The sequence below is a fragment of the Nocardioides sp. genome, from assembly GCF_016462705.1.
Taxonomy (GTDB): Bacteria; Actinomycetota; Actinomycetes; order Propionibacteriales; family Nocardioidaceae; genus Nocardioides.
In genome coordinates, this window is the sequence record NZ_JAEMSS010000005.1 from 34,560 (window position 1) to 52,213 (window position 17,654).

The 17,654-nt window shown below is 73.4% G+C and carries 16 protein-coding genes and 2 pseudogenes; 13 read left to right on the forward strand and 5 right to left on the reverse strand.

What is annotated here, in order from left to right; genetic code table 11:
- Positions 1-66 precede the first annotated feature (66 nt).
- Together JHD21_RS01270 and JHD21_RS01275 are read left to right on the forward strand one after the other, a co-directional pair.
- On the forward strand, positions 67-1,035 hold the full coding sequence (locus JHD21_RS01270; protein WP_292671000.1) for a helix-turn-helix domain-containing protein: 969 nt from the start codon (positions 67-69) through the stop codon (positions 1,033-1,035).
- Complete coding sequence (locus tag JHD21_RS01275) at positions 1,032-1,844, forward strand: hypothetical protein (RefSeq protein ID WP_292671002.1); 813 nt, start codon at positions 1,032-1,034, stop codon at positions 1,842-1,844. The genes JHD21_RS01270 and JHD21_RS01275 overlap by 4 nt, the downstream gene beginning before the upstream one ends.
- On the opposite strand, the gene JHD21_RS01280 is transcribed toward JHD21_RS01275, so the two are convergent.
- A complete protein-coding gene (locus tag JHD21_RS01280; protein WP_292671004.1) occupies positions 1,835-3,097 on the reverse strand; it encodes an AMP-binding protein in 1,263 nt (420 codons plus the stop codon). The genes JHD21_RS01275 and JHD21_RS01280 overlap by 10 nt on opposite strands.
- Positions 3,098-3,213: 116 nt before the next feature.
- Between JHD21_RS01280 and JHD21_RS01285 the strand changes: the two genes are divergently transcribed.
- From JHD21_RS01285 to coaE, 6 genes are all read left to right on the forward strand, one after another.
- Positions 3,214-4,932 (forward strand): alkaline phosphatase D family protein, encoded by a 1,719-nt coding sequence (locus JHD21_RS01285; RefSeq protein WP_292671006.1) that lies wholly within the window; start codon positions 3,214-3,216, stop codon positions 4,930-4,932.
- Positions 4,933-5,017: 85 nt separating this feature from the next.
- Entirely contained in the window at positions 5,018-6,232 is a 1,215-nt protein-coding gene (locus JHD21_RS01290) for a glycosyltransferase (protein ID WP_292671008.1), read from the forward strand.
- A 132-nt stretch (positions 6,233-6,364) separates the two neighbouring features.
- Positions 6,365-6,577, forward strand: coding sequence for a three-helix bundle dimerization domain-containing protein (locus JHD21_RS01295; RefSeq protein ID WP_292671009.1), 213 nt, complete (start codon positions 6,365-6,367; stop codon positions 6,575-6,577).
- A gap of 147 nt (positions 6,578-6,724) precedes the next feature.
- Complete coding sequence (locus JHD21_RS01300) at positions 6,725-7,273, forward strand: RNA polymerase sigma factor (RefSeq protein ID WP_292671011.1); 549 nt, start codon at positions 6,725-6,727, stop codon at positions 7,271-7,273.
- Positions 7,270-8,127 (forward strand): hypothetical protein, encoded by an 858-nt coding sequence (locus tag JHD21_RS01305; protein WP_292671013.1) that lies wholly within the window; start codon positions 7,270-7,272, stop codon positions 8,125-8,127. The genes JHD21_RS01300 and JHD21_RS01305 overlap by 4 nt, the downstream gene beginning before the upstream one ends.
- 29 nt (positions 8,128-8,156) lie before the next feature.
- Positions 8,157-8,741, forward strand: a complete 585-nt coding sequence (gene coaE / locus JHD21_RS01310; protein WP_292671015.1) for a dephospho-CoA kinase — start codon at positions 8,157-8,159, stop codon at positions 8,739-8,741.
- Positions 8,742-8,804: 63 nt separating this feature from the next.
- On the opposite strand, the gene JHD21_RS01315 is transcribed toward coaE, so the two are convergent.
- Together JHD21_RS01315 and JHD21_RS01320 are read right to left on the reverse strand one after the other, a co-directional pair.
- Positions 8,805-9,782 (reverse strand): sigma-70 family RNA polymerase sigma factor, encoded by a 978-nt coding sequence (locus tag JHD21_RS01315; protein ID WP_292671017.1) that lies wholly within the window; start codon positions 9,780-9,782, stop codon positions 8,805-8,807.
- A gap of 229 nt (positions 9,783-10,011) precedes the next feature.
- Entirely contained in the window at positions 10,012-12,207 is a 2,196-nt protein-coding gene (locus JHD21_RS01320; RefSeq protein WP_292671019.1) for a S9 family peptidase, read from the reverse strand.
- A gap of 34 nt (positions 12,208-12,241) precedes the next feature.
- Between JHD21_RS01320 and JHD21_RS01325 the strand changes: the two genes are divergently transcribed.
- From JHD21_RS01325 to JHD21_RS01335, 3 genes are all read left to right on the forward strand, one after another.
- Positions 12,242-12,925: a 5-oxoprolinase subunit PxpA gene (locus tag JHD21_RS01325; RefSeq protein ID WP_292671021.1), complete on the forward strand. Its 684-nt coding sequence runs from the start codon at positions 12,242-12,244 to the stop codon at positions 12,923-12,925.
- Between the two features lie 673 nt (positions 12,926-13,598).
- A complete protein-coding gene (locus tag JHD21_RS01330; protein ID WP_292671023.1) occupies positions 13,599-14,210 on the forward strand; it encodes a carboxyltransferase domain-containing protein in 612 nt (203 codons plus the stop codon).
- A complete protein-coding gene (locus tag JHD21_RS01335) occupies positions 14,207-15,034 on the forward strand; it encodes a biotin-dependent carboxyltransferase family protein (RefSeq protein ID WP_292671025.1) in 828 nt (275 codons plus the stop codon). Before JHD21_RS01330 ends, JHD21_RS01335 begins: the two co-directional genes overlap by 4 nt.
- Here JHD21_RS01335 and JHD21_RS01340 read toward each other — a convergent pair.
- A complete protein-coding gene (locus JHD21_RS01340; protein WP_292671027.1) occupies positions 15,021-16,022 on the reverse strand; it encodes a GNAT family N-acetyltransferase in 1,002 nt (333 codons plus the stop codon). The genes JHD21_RS01335 and JHD21_RS01340 overlap by 14 nt on opposite strands.
- 88 nt (positions 16,023-16,110) lie before the next feature.
- Between JHD21_RS01340 and JHD21_RS01345 the strand changes: the two genes are divergently transcribed.
- On the forward strand, positions 16,111-17,052 hold the full coding sequence (locus JHD21_RS01345; protein WP_292671028.1) for a hypothetical protein: 942 nt from the start codon (positions 16,111-16,113) through the stop codon (positions 17,050-17,052).
- Positions 17,049-17,510, forward strand: a pseudogene (locus JHD21_RS01350) (SigE family RNA polymerase sigma factor); the annotation flags it as partial. The gene JHD21_RS01345 and the pseudogene JHD21_RS01350, both read left to right, overlap by 4 nt.
- On the opposite strand, the pseudogene JHD21_RS01355 reads toward JHD21_RS01350, so the two are convergent.
- A pseudogene (locus JHD21_RS01355) lies at positions 17,509-17,654 on the reverse strand (DNA polymerase IV); the annotation flags it as partial. The pseudogenes JHD21_RS01350 and JHD21_RS01355 sit on opposite strands and share 2 nt — an antisense overlap.

Sequence of the window (17,654 nt, forward strand, 5' to 3'; positions counted from 1 at the left end):
CATGCTCTCGACGCATTCCTGCCACGAGTGGCAGGAATGCCACCCTTCGTTGATTTCCTGCCAGACATGCGCCACCATGGCGACGTGCCGCTCAACACCGTCGCCGTAGTCGTCCAGGACGACGCCGAACCGTTCGGCCTGGGGTCCCTCGTCGAGGTGTGGGGCGAGCCGGAGCATCCCGAGGACGGGACCCCGGTGTTCGACTTCCGGATCTGCACCCCCGAGCCGGGCCGGGTGCGCGGTCGCTCCGACTTCGACCTGTACGTCGACCGCGGCCTCGAGGCCACCGAGGACGCGGACCTCGTCTGCATCGCGCCCAAGCACTCCTTCACGACCTACGACGACCGGGTCCTGGCAGCGATCACGGCGGCCCACGACCGCGGCGCCACGATCTACGCGCACTGCTCGGCCGCCTTCGAGCTCGGTGCCGCCGGGCTCCTCGACGGCCGTGAGTGCACGACCCACTGGCGCTTCACGGACCTGATGGCGCGCACCTTCCCGGAGGCGAAGGTCAAGCCCGACGTCCTCTACTGCCACGACGGCAACGTGCTGACCGGTGCTGGGGCGGCCGCGGGGATCGACGCCTCGCTGCACCTGCTCCGCGACGAGTACGGCGCCGGCGTGGCCGCCGCGGTCGCCCGCCGGATCGTCGTGCCACCACATCGTGACGGCGGGCAGGCGCAGTTCATCGCCCGGCCGGTCCCGGACTGCGACGCCGAGACCCTCGGACCACTGCTGGAGTGGATCGTCGCCCACCTGCACGAGGACCTCGATGTCGAGAGCCTGGCCCGGCGGTCGCTGATGTCGCCGCGCACCTTCGCCCGCAGGTTCCGCGCCGAGACCGGGGCCACCCCGCACTCGTGGGTGACCCGCCAGCGGGTGCAACGCGCCGAGGAGCTGCTCGAGCAGTCCGACCGGTCGATCGAGTGGATCGCCAGCGAGGTCGGCTTCGGCAACGCGGCGACGCTGCGCCACCACTTCACCCGGGTGCGGGGCGTGAGCCCCCAGCAGTACCGCCGTACCTTCTGTGCATGACTGCGGGGGCGACGGCCTCGGGCACCTTCCTCCTGGGCCTGGGCGCCCAGAAGGCCGGCACGGCGTGGATGCACCGCTACCTCGAGTCCTCAGCCCAGTGCGACCCCGGGTTCCGCAAGGAGTACCACGTGTGGGACGCCCTGGACCTGCCCTCCGGTCGGGTGGTCCGCGAGCGGATCGAGAAGCAGGGCGGCGACCGGGCGCGCTTCCTGTCTGACCCGGGCGCCTACGTCGACTACTTCGCGGGCCTGCTGGAGCGCGACGGCATCCGGCTCACCGCCGACATCACCCCGTCGTACGCCGGGCTCTCGGTCGACCGGCTGACCGGGATCCGGCGGTCGTTCGAGCAGCGGGGCGTCCGGCCCGTGGCCGTCTACCTCATGCGGGACCCGGTGGAGCGAGCGTGGTCGGCGGTCCGGATGGACGTGCGGCGCAGCGGCAACACCGACGAGGGGGCCGTCGAGGGCCGCCTGCGGATGATCGCCCCCGACGACCAGTACGAACGCCGCACGCGCTACGACCTCACCATCGCGGCCGCGGACCGCGCCTTCGGGGACGAGGTGTTCTTCGGGTTCTACGAGCGGCTGTTCGACGAGGCCACGCTCCGGGACCTCTGCGGCTTCCTCGGCCTCGACTTCCACCAGCCGGACTTCGGGCGCCAGGTGAACGTGTCGCCCAAGGAGGGCGAGCTCGCGGAGGACACGGTCCGTGGTCTGGTGGCGCGGTTCGCCCCGGTCTACGAGGCGGTCGCCGCCCGGTTCCCCGACGTCGACCTGCCGGCCCTCTGGCCGAGCATGCGCTACCTCTGAGGTAGGTCCTGGGGGAGGTCGCTGCGGCGCACCTTCCCGGTGAGGGTCCGGGGGAGCGCGTCGAGCCGGGTCCAGGTCTTCGGCCGCTTCGGCGGCGCGAGCCGCTCCCGCACGTACGCGTCCAGCTCCGCCACGGTCGCCGGGCCCACGTACGCCGCACACACGCGCTGACCCCAGTCGTCGTCCGGCACGCCGTAGACGGCCACGTCGGCGACACCCGGGTGCTGCTCCAGGACCTGCTCCACCTCGAGCGGGTAGACGTTGACGCCGCCGGAGATGAGCAGGTCCTCGCGTCGGCCCTCCAGGTAGAGGTAGCCGTCGTCGTCGAGGCGGCCGAGGTCCCCCACGGTGAACGCGGGGCCGGCAGGCAGCTCCCGCCAGGCCGCCGCGGTCTTGTCTGGGTCGCCGTAGTACTCGAAGCGGGCGTGCGGCGGGACCGTGCACCAGATCGTGCCGTCGTCGTCGACGTGCAGGGTGCGGCCCGGGCGAGCGCGGCCGACGGTGCCGGGCCGGGTGAGCCACTCCTCGCTGCGGCAGGCGGTGAACTGGCCCTCGGTCGAGCCGTAGAACTCCCAGGTCGAGCCGTCAGGGAAGAGCTCGACCAGCCGACGCTTCACGCGCTCCGGGCACGGCGCTCCCGCGTGCGCCACCAGCCGGAACGAGGACAGGTCGGGCACGCCGGCCTCGTCCCAGTGGGCGAACAGCCGCTGCAGGTGCGTGGGCACGCAGAACATCGTGGTCGGGCGCTCGTCGCGGATCGCCGTGGTCACCCGGACGGGGTCGAAGGGCCCGGGCAGCACGACCCGGCCACCGGCCAGCCGCGTGCCCATCGCGAACCGCAGTGGTGCGGAGTGGTAGATCGGGCTGAGGACCAGGTTGACGTCGTCGGCGGCGAAGCCCCACAGGTCGCGCTCCTCGGCGACCAGGGCCGCGGCGGCGTCCGGACCGAGCAGTCCGCTCCACACGCCCTTCGGCGTACCGGTCGTGCCGCTGGTGACGTGCATGGGCCGGGCCCGCGGCAGCCCGGGGGAGTCGTACGCCGCCGCCAGGGCCGCCAGCGCGTCCTCGTCGACGACCACGACCGTCGGGTCGAGCCCGGCCAGGATCCGCTCCCGCTCGTGCTCGGTCAGTCGCGGGTCGAGCGGGATCGGCACCACGCCGGCGGCCAGCAGGCCCAGGACGACGTCGAGGTAGGCCTCCGAGCCGGGCACCAGGAGTGCGACCCGGTCGCCCACGCGCAGCCCGGCGTCCACGGCGCCAGTCCAGCACAGCCCGTGGCAGCGGGCCGTCCCGGGTGACGCCACGGTGAACATCTGTCGGACGGCGGGTCCGCGCCGTCACCGCCGCGCGGATCTCGCGTTGGGTGGGCATGCAGACGACCCCGCCCGACGTCGCCGGTCCCTCGAGCCTCCCGCGCGGCCCGGCCGCCCGGCGCCGCAGCGTGCTGGCCGCCGGTGCGGGGGCCGCGGCCTTCGCTCCGTGGGCGGTGTCCACCGACGCGGGAGCCGCTCCGGGAGCGGCCCGGGGCGAGTCGCAGCGGCTGTTCCGGCACGGCGTCGCCTCCGGTGACCCGCTGCCCCGCGCGGTCGTGCTCTGGACCCGGGTGACCCCGACCGCGGCAGCAGTCCCGGGATCCGGGCGCGGACCGCGGGTGTCGGTCCGCTGGGAGGTGGCCTCCGACCAGCACTTCCGCCATGTGGTGCGCCACGGCCAGGTCGTGACCGGCCCCGGACGGGACCACACCGTCAAGGTCGACGCCACCCGGCTGCAGCCAGGACGCTGGTACTGGTACCGGTTCCGGGTCGGCGGGGTCACCAGCCCGGTCGGCCGGACCCGCACCGCCCCGCCCAGGACCGCCGACGTCCGGCGGCTGCGACTCGGCGTCGTCTCGTGCTCCCACCTCGAGTACGGCTACTTCGCCGCCTACCGTCACCTCGCCGACCGCCGCGACCTCGACGCCGTCCTGCACCTCGGTGACTACCTCTACGAGCGTGGACCCGGGGAGGGCGACGTCCGGTCGCACGACCCCGCCCACGAGATCGTCTCCCTGCCGGACTACCGGCGCCGGCACGCGCAGTACAAGACCGACCCGGACCTCCAGCGCCTGCACGCCCGGGTGCCGTTCATCGTCACGTGGGACGACCACGAGGTGACCAACGACAGCTGGGCTGCCGGCGCGGAGAACCACGACGCCGGGGAGGGGGACTACCTGGCGCGCAAGGCCCGTGCGCACCGCGCGTACGACGAGTGGATGCCGGTGCGGATGGGCCGCACCGCCCGTACCGGCGACGGCACGCGGCTCTTCCGTCGTCTGCAGTGGGGCCGGCTCGCCGACATCAACATGCTCGACCTGCGCAGCTACCGCGACCAGCAGGTCAGCACGCCGGCACCGTTCCCCCTGCCGCAGCTGCAGACCGAGGCCGACGACCCGGGACGCACGATCACCGGCAACCAGCAGATGGCGTGGCTCAAGCGAGCGCTGCTGCGCCGGGACACCCGCTGGAAGCTGATCGGCAACTCGGTGATGATCGCGCCTCTGTCGTTCGCGCAGCTGCCCCAGGAGGCGGTCGCGGCGATCAACGAGGTGACCGGGGAGATCCCGTCGGACGGTGCCCCTCTCAACCTCGACCAGTGGGACGGCTACACCGCGGACCGCCGCGAGCTGTACGCGCACCTCGTGGACAACCGGGTCGCCAACGCGGTCTTCCTCACCGGGGACATCCACTCGGCCTGGGCGAACGACCTGCCCGTGGACCCCGCGACCTATCCGTTCAGCGGGAGCGTCGGCGTGGAGTTCGTGTGCACCTCGGTGACCTCGGACAACATCGACGACGTCACCGGCACCCCGCCGCGCACGAGCACCCTGGTGCTCGAGGCGGTCCTCCAGACCAACAACCGGCACGTCAAGCACCTCAACTTCGACGACCACGGCTACTCCGTCCTGGACGTGACACCGGATCGGGCCCAGATGGACTACTACGTCCTCGCGGACAAGCGCCGGGCCGACAGCGCCGCGCACTGCTCGGCCTCGTGGCTGACCAGGTCGGGCTCGCAGCGGGTGGAGCCGGCCGAGGCGCCCGTCGGCTGAGCCGAGGCCCACCGTCACCGGAGGTTGTCGAGACGTTCACCGGGGCGCTCGGTCCCCGACCCCGGCCCGGCCTACGGTCGCGAAGATGCAGGGAGGCGCAGCAGACCGACCCGTCCCGTACGACGACGGCCCGCGCGTCCTGTCGCTCTACGAGGGCTTCTTCAGCGGGGGAGCGCGGATCCTGCACACGTCGATGGTCCGCAGCCTGCACGCGACGACCGCCCAGCGGCACGCGGTCCTCGGCCTGACTGACCGCTCCGTGCGGGAGGCGACCGTCCAGCCGGCGAGCTCCGACCCCAGCTACCGCCGGCTCCGGTCCGCCGGCGTGCCGGTGACCACGCTCGCTCGGGGTGCCGCGGAGCCGATGCGGCGATCTCACCTGGCCAGGGTGCGGCGGGCCACCGCGGAGACGGACGTCGTGCTCTCCCTGAAGGAGCAGCCGCTCGTGGCCCTGGAGGAGTCCGGCGCGGGCGGCCGGCCGGTCATCGCGTGCCTGCACCGGTCGGACCCCGAGCGGCAGGGCCGCGGCCTGGAGGTCCTCGCCGGCCTCGTCCGGGAGGGCGTCGTGACCCACGCCGTCTGCTGCGCCCGGTCCACCCAGGCGGCGTACCACGCGGCGACCGGCATCGCCCTGGAGCGGTTGCCGGTCATCCCCAACGGTGTCGACCTGGACCGGTTCCGGCCGATCCCGGCCGTGCGTGCCGCGAGCCGGCGCGAGCTGGGCGTGCGCGGCGCGGCGCCGGTCCTGCTGCTCTCGGCGCGCTTCGACCCGATGAAGGACGTGCCGTTGTTCCTGCGGGCTGCCGCGGAGCTGGTCCGGACCCACCCCGCTGCGCACCTGGTCCTGTGCGGCGCCGGCATGTCGGCGGGCAACCGCGCGCTCACCGACCTCCTGGCCGCGACGTTGGGTGCCTGGGACGGGGCGCACGAGCAGGTGCACCTGCTCGGGATCCGCGAGGACATGCCGGCGCTCTGCAACGCGGCCGACCTGGTGGTGCTGACCAGTGCCTTCGGGGAGGCCGCGCCCCTGGCCCTGCTCGAGGGCATGGCCTGCGGGGCGGTCCCGGTGACCACCGACGTCGGTGACGCAGCGGAGCTGGTGGGCGACTCCCGTCTGGTCGTCGGCAGGGACCCCGTCGACGTCGCGGACGCCTGGGCAGCGGCGTTCGAGCAACGAGCGGAGCACGCCGCGCGGATCAGTCACCACCGTCAGGAGCTCAGCGACCAGCGCTGCTTCGACGCCTACGCCGCCCTGATCGAGGCCTGCGCCCGTCCTGAGGCCCTCACGGCGGCTGTCTGACCGGCCGTCCTGGCCGGGACCGGCCCGTCGTCCTCCACGGACGGGTCGATGTGTCCGAGGTGACAGCCGCCCAGGGCGGGTTCGGGCAGAACGGCCCTGGGGTGCGGTCGGGGATGCCAGTGCAATGGACGCATGACGCCGCTGACGGAACCCCAGATCGTCGCCCGCGTGACCGCGCGCCTGCTGGTGAGGCTGCCGGACCTCTCCCCGGAGCGGGTGGAGGAGGTGGTGGCGGCCGTCGTCGGCCACTACCGCGACAGCAGGGTGCGGGACTTCCTGCCGGTGCTGGTGGAGCGTGAGGCGCTCCGGACGCTGCTCCACACGTCGGACCACGACGCCGCGTAGGCGACCGCGCGCGGCCGGCGGCGCGTCGGGAGACCCGGTCGTCGGCGCCTCCGACGTCCTGCTCCGGGCCACGCCACGTCGACGCAGCTGTTCCCGGGAACTCCTCTGTCGGAGCGGACATGAAGGAGCATGGAACCTGGAGGTGCCGTGGCCATCGAGGACGAGGCGGGTCTGGTCGACGGGCTGCACCGCGACGACCCCGACGCGCTCGCGGAGCTGTTCGACCGGCACGCGGACCGGATCTACAACCACTGCTTCCGCGCGACCGGTGACTGGGCCGAGGCCGAGGACGCCGTCTCGGCGGTCTTCCTCGAGGTCTGGCGGCACCGGCACCGGGTGCGGCTGCACGACGGGTCGGTGCTGCCGTGGCTCTACGGGGTCGCCACCAACGTGTGCCGCAACCTCACCCGCTCGCGCCGGAGGCGGCACCGTGCGTTGGCGTCGCTGCCGCCGCCCGCAGCCGAGCCCGACCACGCCGAGCGGGTCACCGACCGGCTGGGCTCCACGGCCCGGATGCGCGAGGTCCTCACCGCGGTCCAGGCGCTACCGGACCGGGAGCGCGAGGTGCTCGCGTTGGTCGCCTGGTCCGGCCTGTCCTACGAGCAGGCGGCGGTGGCGCTCGAGGTCCCCGTCGGCACCGTCCGCTCCCGGCTGTCCCGGGCCCGCGCCCGACTCACGCAAGGAGAGGCACGATGACCGACGCCACGCCCCCGCCCGACCAGCCGCTGGGAGACCAGGCCCGGGCCCGGATCCGTGCCGAGCTGCTCGCTGCGACCCGGGAGCCCTCGGCCCGGGCCCGCCGCTGGGTGGTTCCGGCGGCGGCCGCCGCCTCGGTCGCGCTGGTGGCCGCCCTGACCGGCTGGGCCACCGGTCTGCTCGGCGGCGGCCATGACGGTGACGGCGTCGGGCCGGCCACCGGCACCTCCGCCACCCCGACGCCCGAGAGCACCGCCGGCCCCGACGACGGCGTCACGCCCACGCCGACCGACGGCGACCCGGTCCCGTCGGCCCCGCCGACCCCGCCGGGCAGTGCCGCTTGCGTCACCGCCCTCGAGTATGTGCTCCGCGACGCCGAGCAGGCCGTGGTCTTCCCCGAGGAGGGGGGTGGGACGACGTCGATCTGGGTCAAGGGCGGCCGCTTCTCGGTCTGCGACGAGCGGGGCGGGCGCACCACGGTCCACCAGCCGCTCCCGATCGCGCCGGACCTCGACGACGTCGCCACGTTCCGCGTCAGCAGCCGCTACCAGCCGACCGAGGGCGGCGGCTACCGGACGATCCGCTTGGCGGCGGGCGTGCTGCCCGACGGGGCGCTCGACGCGGAGCTCGACGTGCGCTACACGTTCCCCGACGGCCATACCGAGCAGGCGACGAAGATCACCGATCACCAGGGCCGGGTGTGGTGGCGGATGGTCTACGAGTACGACGACGGGGGCGGCAACGAGACGGCGAAGCCGCCGATCGAGGTGACGGTGTCGCTGTCGGGCGTCCGCAAGGAGCTCACGCTGGAGTGGGGGACCGACACCTGCGCCCAGGCCAACCACGGCTGCTGAGGGAGCGGGGCACGGCCTAGTGTCGGCGCATGCGGGTCGGACTCACAGGTGGCATCGCCTCAGGCAAGAGCACCGTCGCGGCGATGTTGGTGGACCTGGGCGCGGTCCTCATCGACGGCGACGCGCTGGCCCGGGAGGTGGTGGCCCGCGGCACACCGGGGCTGGCGCAGGTCGTGGCCGAGTTCGGCGAGGAGCTGCTGAGCCCCGAGGGCGACCTCGACCGACCGGCGCTGGGGCGGATCGTCTTCGCCGACGAGGCCGCCCGGCACCGGCTCGAGGCGATCACCCACCCGCTCATCTTCGAGCGGTACGCCGCTCTCGAGGCCGCGGCACCGGCCGGCGCGCTGGTCGTGCACGACATCCCGCTGCTGGCGGAGTCCGGTCGCGCCGACACCTTCGACGCGGTGGTCGTCGTCGATGTCCCGGTCGAGGTGCAGGTGGAGCGGATGGTCCGCGACCGCGGCTGGACCCGCGAGGAGGCCGAGTCCCGGATCGCGGCGCAGGCCAGCAGGGAGGACCGGCTCGCGATCGCGACGCACGTCATCGACAACACCGGCTCGCTGGCCGATCTCGAGGCCCGGGTGCGGGAGGTCCACGCCGAGCTCACCAGGTGACGTGACAGCACGAGACCCCGGCCGTCCGGCCGGGGTCTCGTGTCTCGTGGGTCGAGTCGGTGGTCAGGCCGCCAGGTCGGGGTCGGCGATCCGGCGCAGCTTCTGCAGTGCCTCCCGCTCGAGCTGGCGGACCCGCTCGGCGGAGATGCCGTGCTTGAGGCCGATGTCGGCGAGCTTGTGCTGACGCCCGTCGACCAGCCCGTAGCGGGACCGGATGATGTCCGCGGCGCGCTCGTCGAGGTGCTCGACCAGGGTGTTGAGCCGCTCCCGCGACTCGACGTCGAGCACGTTGAGGTCGGGCCCTGGCGTCGTCTGCTGGGCCATCAGGTCACCGAGCGAGGTGTCGCCGTCCTCGTCGACGGGGGAGTCGAGGCTGACGTGCTCGCGCCCCCAGGCCATCAGGTCGAGGACCCGGTCGAGGTCCATGCCCAGCTCCGCGGCGATCTCCGACGGGTCGGGGTCGCGGCCCAGCTGGCGCTCCAGGGTCCGGCGGGCACCGCCCACCTGGTTGAGCTCCTCCACGACGTGCACGGGGAGCCGGACGACCCGGGCCTGCTGGGCGATGCCGCGGGTGATCGCCTGGCGCACCCACCACGTCGCGTAGGTCGAGAACTTGTAGCCCTTGGTGTAGTCGAACTTCTCGACCGCACGGATCAGCCCGGTGTTGCCCTCCTGGATCAGGTCGAGCATGGGCATCTGGGCGCGGCCGTACTTGCGCGCGATGGAGACGACGAGGCGCAGGTTGGCGGTGATGAACGTGTCGACCGCCTTGCGACCCTCCTCGGCGAGCCACTCGAGCTCCTCCTCGGTGGCCGACATCGGCGCGCCGCCCTTCTTGCGGCCGACGCGGCCCTCCTTCAGGAGCGCCTCGGCCATCAGGCCGGCCTCGATCGTCTTGGACAGCTCGACCTCGGTCTCAGCGTCCAGGAGGGGGTTGCGCGCGATCTCGTCGAGGTAGAGGCCGACGCTGTCGCGTCCCTCGATCTCGCGGGTGGCACCGACGCTTCGACCGGTGGCCGTCGCCTTCGTTGCGGTTGCCATGGGGTCCCTCCTTGCCCTGCGTGGGACCCTGGAGGTCACACGTCCTCATCAACGCCCCCGGTGACCCGAAGATTCCCTGCTCACACGGGCCCTTGGGGGGTGCTTACGCCTTGATCGACGCTCGAGCAGTCCGCGGAGTTGCCTGATGAGAGGAATCTCAGGGACTTCTCAGGGGTGATCCGGAGCCGAGCGTCCGGCGGATGGGTCGAGATGCCCGGTCGGCAGCTGGTCAGCGCGGCTCGGGCGACCCGGCCAGCCCCATCCGGTCCAGCACCCAGGCCAGCGTGAACGCCCGGTCCTTCCACGCCTTGTAGCGGCCCGAGACGCCGCCGTGCCCGGCCGCCATCTCGGTCCGCAGCAGCACGTCCTCTCCGTTCAGCGCGACCGCGCGCAGCCGGGCCACCCACTTGGCGGGCTCGACGTAGAGCACCCGGGTGTCGTTGAGGGACGTCTCGGCGAGGATCGGGGGGTAGCGGACGGCGGCGACGTTGTCGTAGGGCGAGTACGACGCCAGGTAGTCGTAGACCGCTGGGTCGCTGGCCGGGTCCCCCCACTCGTCGTACTCGGTGACCGTCAGCGGCAGGCTCGCGTCGAGCATGCTCGTGAGGGTGTCGACGAACGGCACCCCGGCGACGATCCCGCCGAAGAGCTCCGGAGCCTGGTTGGCCACGGCGCCCACCAGGAGCCCGCCGGCGCTGGCACCCTCGGCGACCAGGGTGTCCGGGGTCGTCCAGCCGGTGTCGACGAGGTGCCGGGCGCAGGCGACGAAGTCGGAGAAGGTGTGCTGCTTGGCGAGCATCTTGCCCTCGTCGTACCAGTGCCTGCCCATCTCGCCGCCGCCGCGGACGTGCGCGATGGCGAACGCCGCCCCGCGGTCGAGCAGGGACAGCCGCGCGACCGAGAAGTACGGGTCGATGGACAGCTCGTAGGCGCCGTAGCCGTAGAGCAGGACCGGGACCGGCCGGGTGCCTCCGCCCGCCTCGGAGTCGGACGCAGCCCCCCGGGAGCCGCGACGGGCCACGATCGAGATCGGCACCCGTGCGCCGTCCTCGGCCGTCGCCCAGAGCCGGTGCTCCTCGTAGTCGGCGGGGTCGTAGCCGCCGAGCACCGGGGCCCGCTTGAGCAGCGTGAGCTCCCGGGTGCGCACGTCGTAGTCGTAGACCGAGGAGGGGACCGCCATCGTGGTGTAGCCCAGCCGCACGGTCGGCCGATCGAAGCCCGGGTTGCTGCCCGACCCGACGGTGTAGATCTCGTGGTCGAACTCGACGAGGTAGTCGTCGGTCACCGGCGCGCCGCCCGAGGTCGACCGGGCATCGCCGAGCTCGAGGACCCGGAGCTGGGTCAGCCCGGCGCTGCGCTGGCTGACCACCAGGTGACCCGCGAACGCGTCGACGCTCTCGAGCCGGACCGCCGGGTCGTGCGGGACCAGCGGCCGCCACTCCTCCGGCGGAGTCGGCGCGATGGGGGCGGTGCCGATCTCGAAGTCGGGCCCCGTGGCGTTGTGCAGGACCACGAACCGGTCCTCGCCTGCCAGCACCGCGTGGTCGAGCGAGTACTCGAGGCCGTCCCGGCGCTCGGCGAAGACCCGCCAGCCCTCCTCCGGGGCGTCGGCGTCGAGGAAGCGGTACTCCGAGGTGGTCTTGGAGCCGCTCGCGACGACGATGAAGCGGTCGCTGCGGGAGCGGCCCACCCCGACGAAGAACCGCTCGTCGGTCTCGTGGTGCACCAGCTCGTCCTCCTCCTGGGGGGTGCCGAGCCGGTGCCGCCAGACCTTGTCGGACCGCCAGGCGTCGTCGACGGTCGTGTAGTAGAAGCTCTCGCCCGCCCGGTCCCAGGTCGCGCCCCCGATGACCCCGACGACCTCGTCGTGGAGCTCGCCGGCGGCTGCGTCGACACCGAGGTCCTTGACCCGGATGGTGTACCGCTCGTCGCCGACCACGTCCGTGGAGTACGCGAGCATCGTGCCGTCCGGGCTGACGCTCGACCCGCCGAGCGAGAAGAACTCGTGGCCCTCCGCGAGCGCGTCGAGGTCGAGCAGCACCTCCTCACCGGGGAGTGCGGGCGTGTCCGGTGTCGCGTCCTCGTCGGGGCGGGGCGGCGTCCAGTCCTCCGGGTCCGCCACGGGGACCCGGCAGCTGGCGCCGTACTCCTTGCCCTCGAAGGAGCGTCCGTAGTACCAGTGGCCGCGGCTCCGGGTCGGCACCGAGAGGTCGGTCTCGAGCGTGCGCGCCTTGATCTCCTCGAAGATCGTCTGGCGCAGCCCGGCCAGGTGGGCGGTGCGGTGCTCGGTGTAGGCGTTCTCCGCCTCGAGGTAGGCCGTCACCTCCTCGGAGCCCTTGGCCCGCAGCCAGTCGTAGTCGTCGACGCGGGTCCGGCCGTGGTGCTCCGTGGTGACCGGGCGGCGTTCGGCGATGGGTGGCTGCACCCTGGCGAACCTATCCGGGCCTACCTTGGGTGCCGTGCGGTACGTCGACCTGAACGCCGATCTGGGGGAGGAGGTCACCGACGACGCCGCCCTGCTGGACGTCGTGACCAGCGCCAACGTCGCCTGCGGCTACCACGCCGGCAACGCCGCCATCATGGCCAGCGTGTGCGAGCGTGCCGCGGCCCTCGGGGTGGCGGTGGGCGCGCAGGTCTCCTACGACGACCGCGCCAACTTCGGCCGGGTGGCACAGGACGTCGAGCCACATGTGCTCCGGGACCAGGTGGCCGACCAGGTCGGCGCGCTGTCGGCGATCGCCGCCGCGGCCGGCACGACGGTGAGCTACGTCAAGCCGCACGGGGCCCTCTACCACCGGGTCCTGGACGACGAGGCGCAGGCGGCCGCGGTCCTCGAGGGGTCCGGGTCCCTGCCGGTCCTCACGATGCCGGGTGTCCTGGCCCGGATCGCCGCCGCGGCGGGACGGGTGGTGCGGTCCGAGGGGTTCCCGGACCGGGCCTACGGGGCCGACGGCCGGCTGCTGCCGCGCGACCGGCCGGGCGCGGTGCTCGACGACCCGGACGAGATCGCCCACCACGCGGTGCGGCTCGCGGCCACCGTCGACTCCCTGTGCCTGCACGGCGACACCCCCGGTGCGGTCGCCCACGCCCGCGCGGTCCGGCGGGCGCTCGAGGGTTCCGGCTGGACTCCCCGGGGCCTCTGATCCTTCCTCCACAGGAGGGGGACGAACATGTGGAGAACCCCGGGAAACTGTGGAGTCCGGCCGCACTTCTGTGGACCAGTCTGTGGGACCAGAAGAATGTCGAACTTTCTTCGAGCAATCCCTTGCGCGCCGTCGAACGCAGGGCATAGAACTCTCCCACCGAGCCACCAGCGGGAAGGCCGAAAGGCCGGAACGCAGAGGGCCCGGGGACCAGACAGGCACGAAGATCCACACCGCGACCTCGGTCGCGGCGTCGGCCCGGTGACGGGGGCGACGGGGTCCCAGTGCCGGCCAGGTCGAGGTGGGCGTCACCTCCTCCTCACCCGAGGCATCGCCGGCTTGCCGGAGGTGTCGCGGTCCGAGGGCCGCTTGGTGCTCATACCACCAGGCGACTCTCACAACTCTGGTCGAGCAGCGGCTTGCCGCTGGGAGACCGGGGCCGAGCTGGATCGAAGACCCGCACCGCGACCTCGGTCGCGGCGTCGGCCCGGTGACGGGGTCGGCGGGGTCCCACGGACAGTGCGGTCGAGGTGGGCGTCACCGTTTCCGCCTCAAAGCCGAGGGCCTCTTGATGCTCATACCATCAAGAGGCCCTCACCCTTTTCTGGCCCTTACCGTGCCGACTCCGCCCGTGCGCCGCAAGTCGGCGCGCGGCTCGCAGCACACTGTTCACGTGCCTGACACACCCGTGACACTCACCCGGGTCGGAGCCGCCTCGCTGCGCGCCGAGGTCGCCGACGTACGCCGGGCGCTGGCCCTCGCCGGCTGGGCGCGGGCCGCGCGGGTGGCCGCCACGGACGTGGTCCCGGGGGCGCGGACCGTCCTCTTCGAGGGCGTCGCGGACCTCGCGTCCCTGGAGGACCTGCTGACGTCGTGGCCCGGGGACGACTCCGCGGTCGAGCCGGGACCCCTGGTCGAGGTGCCGGTCGTCTTCGACGGCCCCGACCTGGACGACGTCGCGGACCGGTGGGCGACCGACGCGGCCGGGGTCGCCGCCCGGCTCGCGGACACCGACCTGCTCTCGGCGTTCTGCGGGTTCGCGCCGGGCTTCGCCTACCTCAGCGGCCTGCCCGCCGAGCTGGCCGTGCCGCGGCTGGGCACCCCACGCCCGGAGGTGCCGGCCGGCTCCGTGGCGGTGGCGGACCGGTGGTGCGGCATCTACCCGACCGCGTCACCGGGGGGCTGGCGCCTGCTCGGGCGCACGACGGCGACGCTGTGGGACCCCGCGAGCGACCGGCCCGCGCTGCTGGCGCCGGGCACCCGGGTGCGGCTGGTGCCGGCATGACCCATCTCGAGGTGCTGTCGGCGGGAGCGCTGACCACCGTGCAGGACCGTGGCCGCCGAGGACTGGCCCACCTCGGTGTCCCGCGCGCCGGACCGCTGGACCGGCCGGCCGCGGAGCTCGCCAACCGGCTCGTCGGCAACCGCCCGGACGCCGCCCTGTTGGAGGTCACGCTGGGCGGCTTCGCGGCGCGGGCCAGCAGAGGACTGTGGGTCGCCGTGACCGGCGCCGACCGCGCGCACGCGCACGCCCAGTGGCTGGCCGCCGGCACGACGCTGGAGATCGGTACGCCGGCTGCCGGGGTGCGGTCCTACCTGGCGGTCGCCGGCGGGTTCAGCGTCGACCCGGTCCTGGGCTCGCGCGCCACCGACACCCTGGCGTGGGTCGGTCCACCTCGGGTCGCCGACGGGACCGTCCTGCCGGTCGGCCCGGCGGCGGGGGAGCCCAGGCCGCTGGACACGCCCCGGCCGCCGGCTCCCGGGCCGCTCCGGCTGTTCGCCGGCCCGCACCCGGGCTTCTTCGACGACGATGCTCTCGAGCGGCTGTGCGCGGCGGCGTACGTCGTCCGGCCGGAGTCCAACCGGGTCGGTCTGCGCCTGGACGGTCCGGCGGTGCCGCGAATTGGGCCCGCGGAGCTCCCCAGCGAGGGCATGGTGCTCGGCGCCGTCCAGGTGCCACCCGACGGGCAGCCGGTGGTGCTGCTCGCCGACCGCCCACCGACCGGCGGCTACCCGGTCGTCGCCGTCGTCCATCCCGACGACCTGTGGCAGTGCGCGCAGCTTCGGCCGGGGGAGCCGGTGCGGTTCGCCCCCTTCAGAGCCGCTTGATCCACTCCATGGAGTCCTCGACGGCCTCGAAGCCGAGCTCCTTGTTGATGTCGACCATGAACGCGTTGGACTCCGCGTTCTGTGTCGTGATCCGGCGCTTGTCGGGATGGGCGTCCTGGACCGCCTTGATGTTGGCGACCTTGACGGCCAGCCCGAGCCGGTGGCCGCGGTGGTCCCGGTGCACGAAGGTGCCCCACTGGAAGACGTCGGTGCCCTCCCCCTTGGCGACCGCAAGCGTCGACTGGGCCGCCACCTCGCCGTCGGGGCTCAGGGCGACGGTCTCGTAGAGCGAGCGGCCCATCGCGGCGGTCGTCGCGTAACGCTCCTTGAGGCGGTCGACGTTGAAGTCCTCCTCCTCGAAGTCGACCAGACCGGTGGGGGCGTCGACCGCCAGCTGGCCGAGCAGCGTGCACAGCGACTTGGCCAGCTCGTCGGGGAACTCGTCGACGTACGTCGCGATCGTGTGGCCCTCGTGGCGCTCGGCGGCCCGGGCCAGCCAGGCCTCGAGTCGCTCCTCGGGCACCGGGAGCGGGAGGTGCCTGACGACCTCGACGTTGGAGAACTCGAAGCCGGTGGCGTCGGCGAACCGGCGGTAGGGGTGGGTCTCGCGCTGCCCCGGCGGCATCTTGGAGTCGGCGAGCAGCAGCCTGCGCCCGTCGGCGCGGGCCTGGGCCTCGACCTCGGCGAGCAGGGCCCGACCGATGCCGCGCCGACGTGCGGGCGGGTCCACGTGCAGCTCGACGTAGACCTTGTCGAGGTTGTCGAGGAGCGGGAACCACAGGGCCGTGTAGCCGAGCAGCGTGTCGCCCTCGAAGGCACCGAGGAGCAGCTGGCGCTCTCCGCTGTCGCCGGTGCGGTAGGCACCGAGGAACTCCTGGTGGGTCCACATCGGCATCGACTCGCGCCCCAGGTGGGACGAGCGGACGTCGACGCCGTACACCGACTCCATGAGCGCGTCGTCGGCGAGGTCGATCTCCCTGATGTCCACGAGCGACCAGCCTAGGGAGGACGCACGAGCGGCGACACTGGTTATCGCGCCGGGACAACCTCGGCGCCGGACGCTACGTAGAGGAGTCATGCACCTCGACGAACCGGCCCTCGCCCACCTGCGCGCCGCGATCGACGACAGCGTCGGTGACGGGCCGCCGCTGCCGTCACCTGCCCACCGGCTCGCTGCCGGCAGGGCGGCCGTGCGACGCCGCCGCCGGGCGGGCACCGCCGCGTCGGCAGCCGCGGTGGCGCTCGTCCTCGGCGGCGCCGTGGTGCTGGGGCCGAGCGGCGGTGGGCCGGAGACCGCCCAGCCGATGTCGCCGCCGAGCGCGTCCCCCGCCGAGGGCGCGATCGACGAGACCCAGCTCCGGCGGTCGCTGGCGGAGCTCGCGGCCGAGGCCCGCGCCCGCGCCGACCAGATGGCCCAGGCCCTGGTCAGCAACAGCTTCCCGGCCGCGTTCGACCAGCGAGGGGAGCTGGTGGTCAAGGACGGTTGGCAGGTCGTCCGGCGCGTGGAGGAGCCCGTCGGATACGAACCCCCGGAGGCTTCGCTCGGGGTCGTGGTGACCGACGGGGAGCGCACCCGGTGGATGCTCCTCACGGTCGAGCGCGCAGTGGATCCGCAGGGCAACCCGATCCCTGGCCAGTTCTCGAGCGGCTCGAGCGCCGAGGACCCCGGCAAGGGCTACAGCCGGTTCGAGGACTGGCTGGCGAGCGCGGTCGAGCTCAGCGGCGGGGCCCAGCCGGACGCCCTGGTGTCCGTGGGTGCCGATGACCAGGTCGTGGCGGGGCCTGGCAGCACGCTGGTGGACGTGCAGGAGATCGAGGTCGTCGAGGGCTACACGTCGCCCGGTGACCGGGTCGCCGAGGTGGTGCGTGAGGGCCGCACCTGGTTCGTCGTCATCCGCGGCCACGGCTCCCGGGCGGAGACGGTCCCGGTCGACGCCGACGTGCTGCCCGAGGCGACGGTGGCGGCCGTGCTCGCCTACCTCGCGCAGCAGACGGAGTCCGGCGAGGGGGTGCGGTGAGCCGGTCCGGCGACGATCGCGACGCGGCGTACGTCGACTACGTCGCCGCGCGCCAGGCCCATCTGCGCCGGATCGCGTACGCCGTGTGCGGTGACTGGCATCGAGCCGACGACCTGCTGCAGACGGCGCTGACCAAGCTCTACGTCGCGTGGCCCAGGGTGCACCGGGAGGGGAGCCCGGACGCCTACGTCCGTCGGATCATCGTGCGCAGCCAGATCGACGAGTCGCGACGCCCGTGGCGGCGCGAACGGTCGGGTCTGGACGGCCACGACCGTGCCGTCGACCCGGGGTTGCCGGTCGAGGAGCGCTCCGCGCTCTTCGAGGCGCTCCAGCAACTGCCGGAGATGCAGCGCAAGGTGGTCGTGCTGCGCCACTGGCTCGGTCTGAGCGTCGAGGAGACCGCGGGCGAGCTGCGGATCAGCGGCGGCACGGTCAAGAGCCACAGCTCGCGGGCGATCAGCGCTCTCCAGGCGGTGCTGGAGGAACCCAGGCCGACAGGTCCGGGTCGTCCTCGGCGTACGACCTGACGGGGCCGGCAGGGGTCTCCGCGGTCTCGAAGCGCACCGTGACCACCCCTCGTCCGGAGCCCCATACCCAGCCCC

Excerpts from the sequence above, each read along its gene's own strand:
- JHD21_RS01295 (WP_292671009.1), top strand. The coding sequence starts at position 6,365 with ATGACGCCGCTGACGGAACCCCAGATCGTCGCCCGCGTGACCGCGCGC.
- JHD21_RS01285 (WP_292671006.1), top strand. The coding sequence starts at position 3,214 with ATGCAGACGACCCCGCCCGACGTCGCCGGTCCCTCGAGCCTCCCGCGC.
- JHD21_RS01305 (WP_292671013.1), top strand. The coding sequence starts at position 7,270 with ATGACCGACGCCACGCCCCCGCCCGACCAGCCGCTGGGAGACCAGGCC.
- JHD21_RS01335 (WP_292671025.1), top strand. The coding sequence starts at position 14,207 with ATGACCCATCTCGAGGTGCTGTCGGCGGGAGCGCTGACCACCGTGCAG.
- JHD21_RS01315 (WP_292671017.1), bottom strand. The coding sequence starts at position 9,782 with ATGGCAACCGCAACGAAGGCGACGGCCACCGGTCGAAGCGTCGGTGCC.
- JHD21_RS01345 (WP_292671028.1), top strand. The coding sequence starts at position 16,111 with ATGCACCTCGACGAACCGGCCCTCGCCCACCTGCGCGCCGCGATCGAC.
- JHD21_RS01275 (WP_292671002.1), top strand. The coding sequence starts at position 1,032 with ATGACTGCGGGGGCGACGGCCTCGGGCACCTTCCTCCTGGGCCTGGGC.
- JHD21_RS01270 (WP_292671000.1), top strand. The coding sequence starts at position 67 with ATGCGCCACCATGGCGACGTGCCGCTCAACACCGTCGCCGTAGTCGTC.
- JHD21_RS01290 (WP_292671008.1), top strand. The coding sequence starts at position 5,018 with ATGCAGGGAGGCGCAGCAGACCGACCCGTCCCGTACGACGACGGCCCG.
- coaE (WP_292671015.1), top strand. The coding sequence starts at position 8,157 with ATGCGGGTCGGACTCACAGGTGGCATCGCCTCAGGCAAGAGCACCGTC.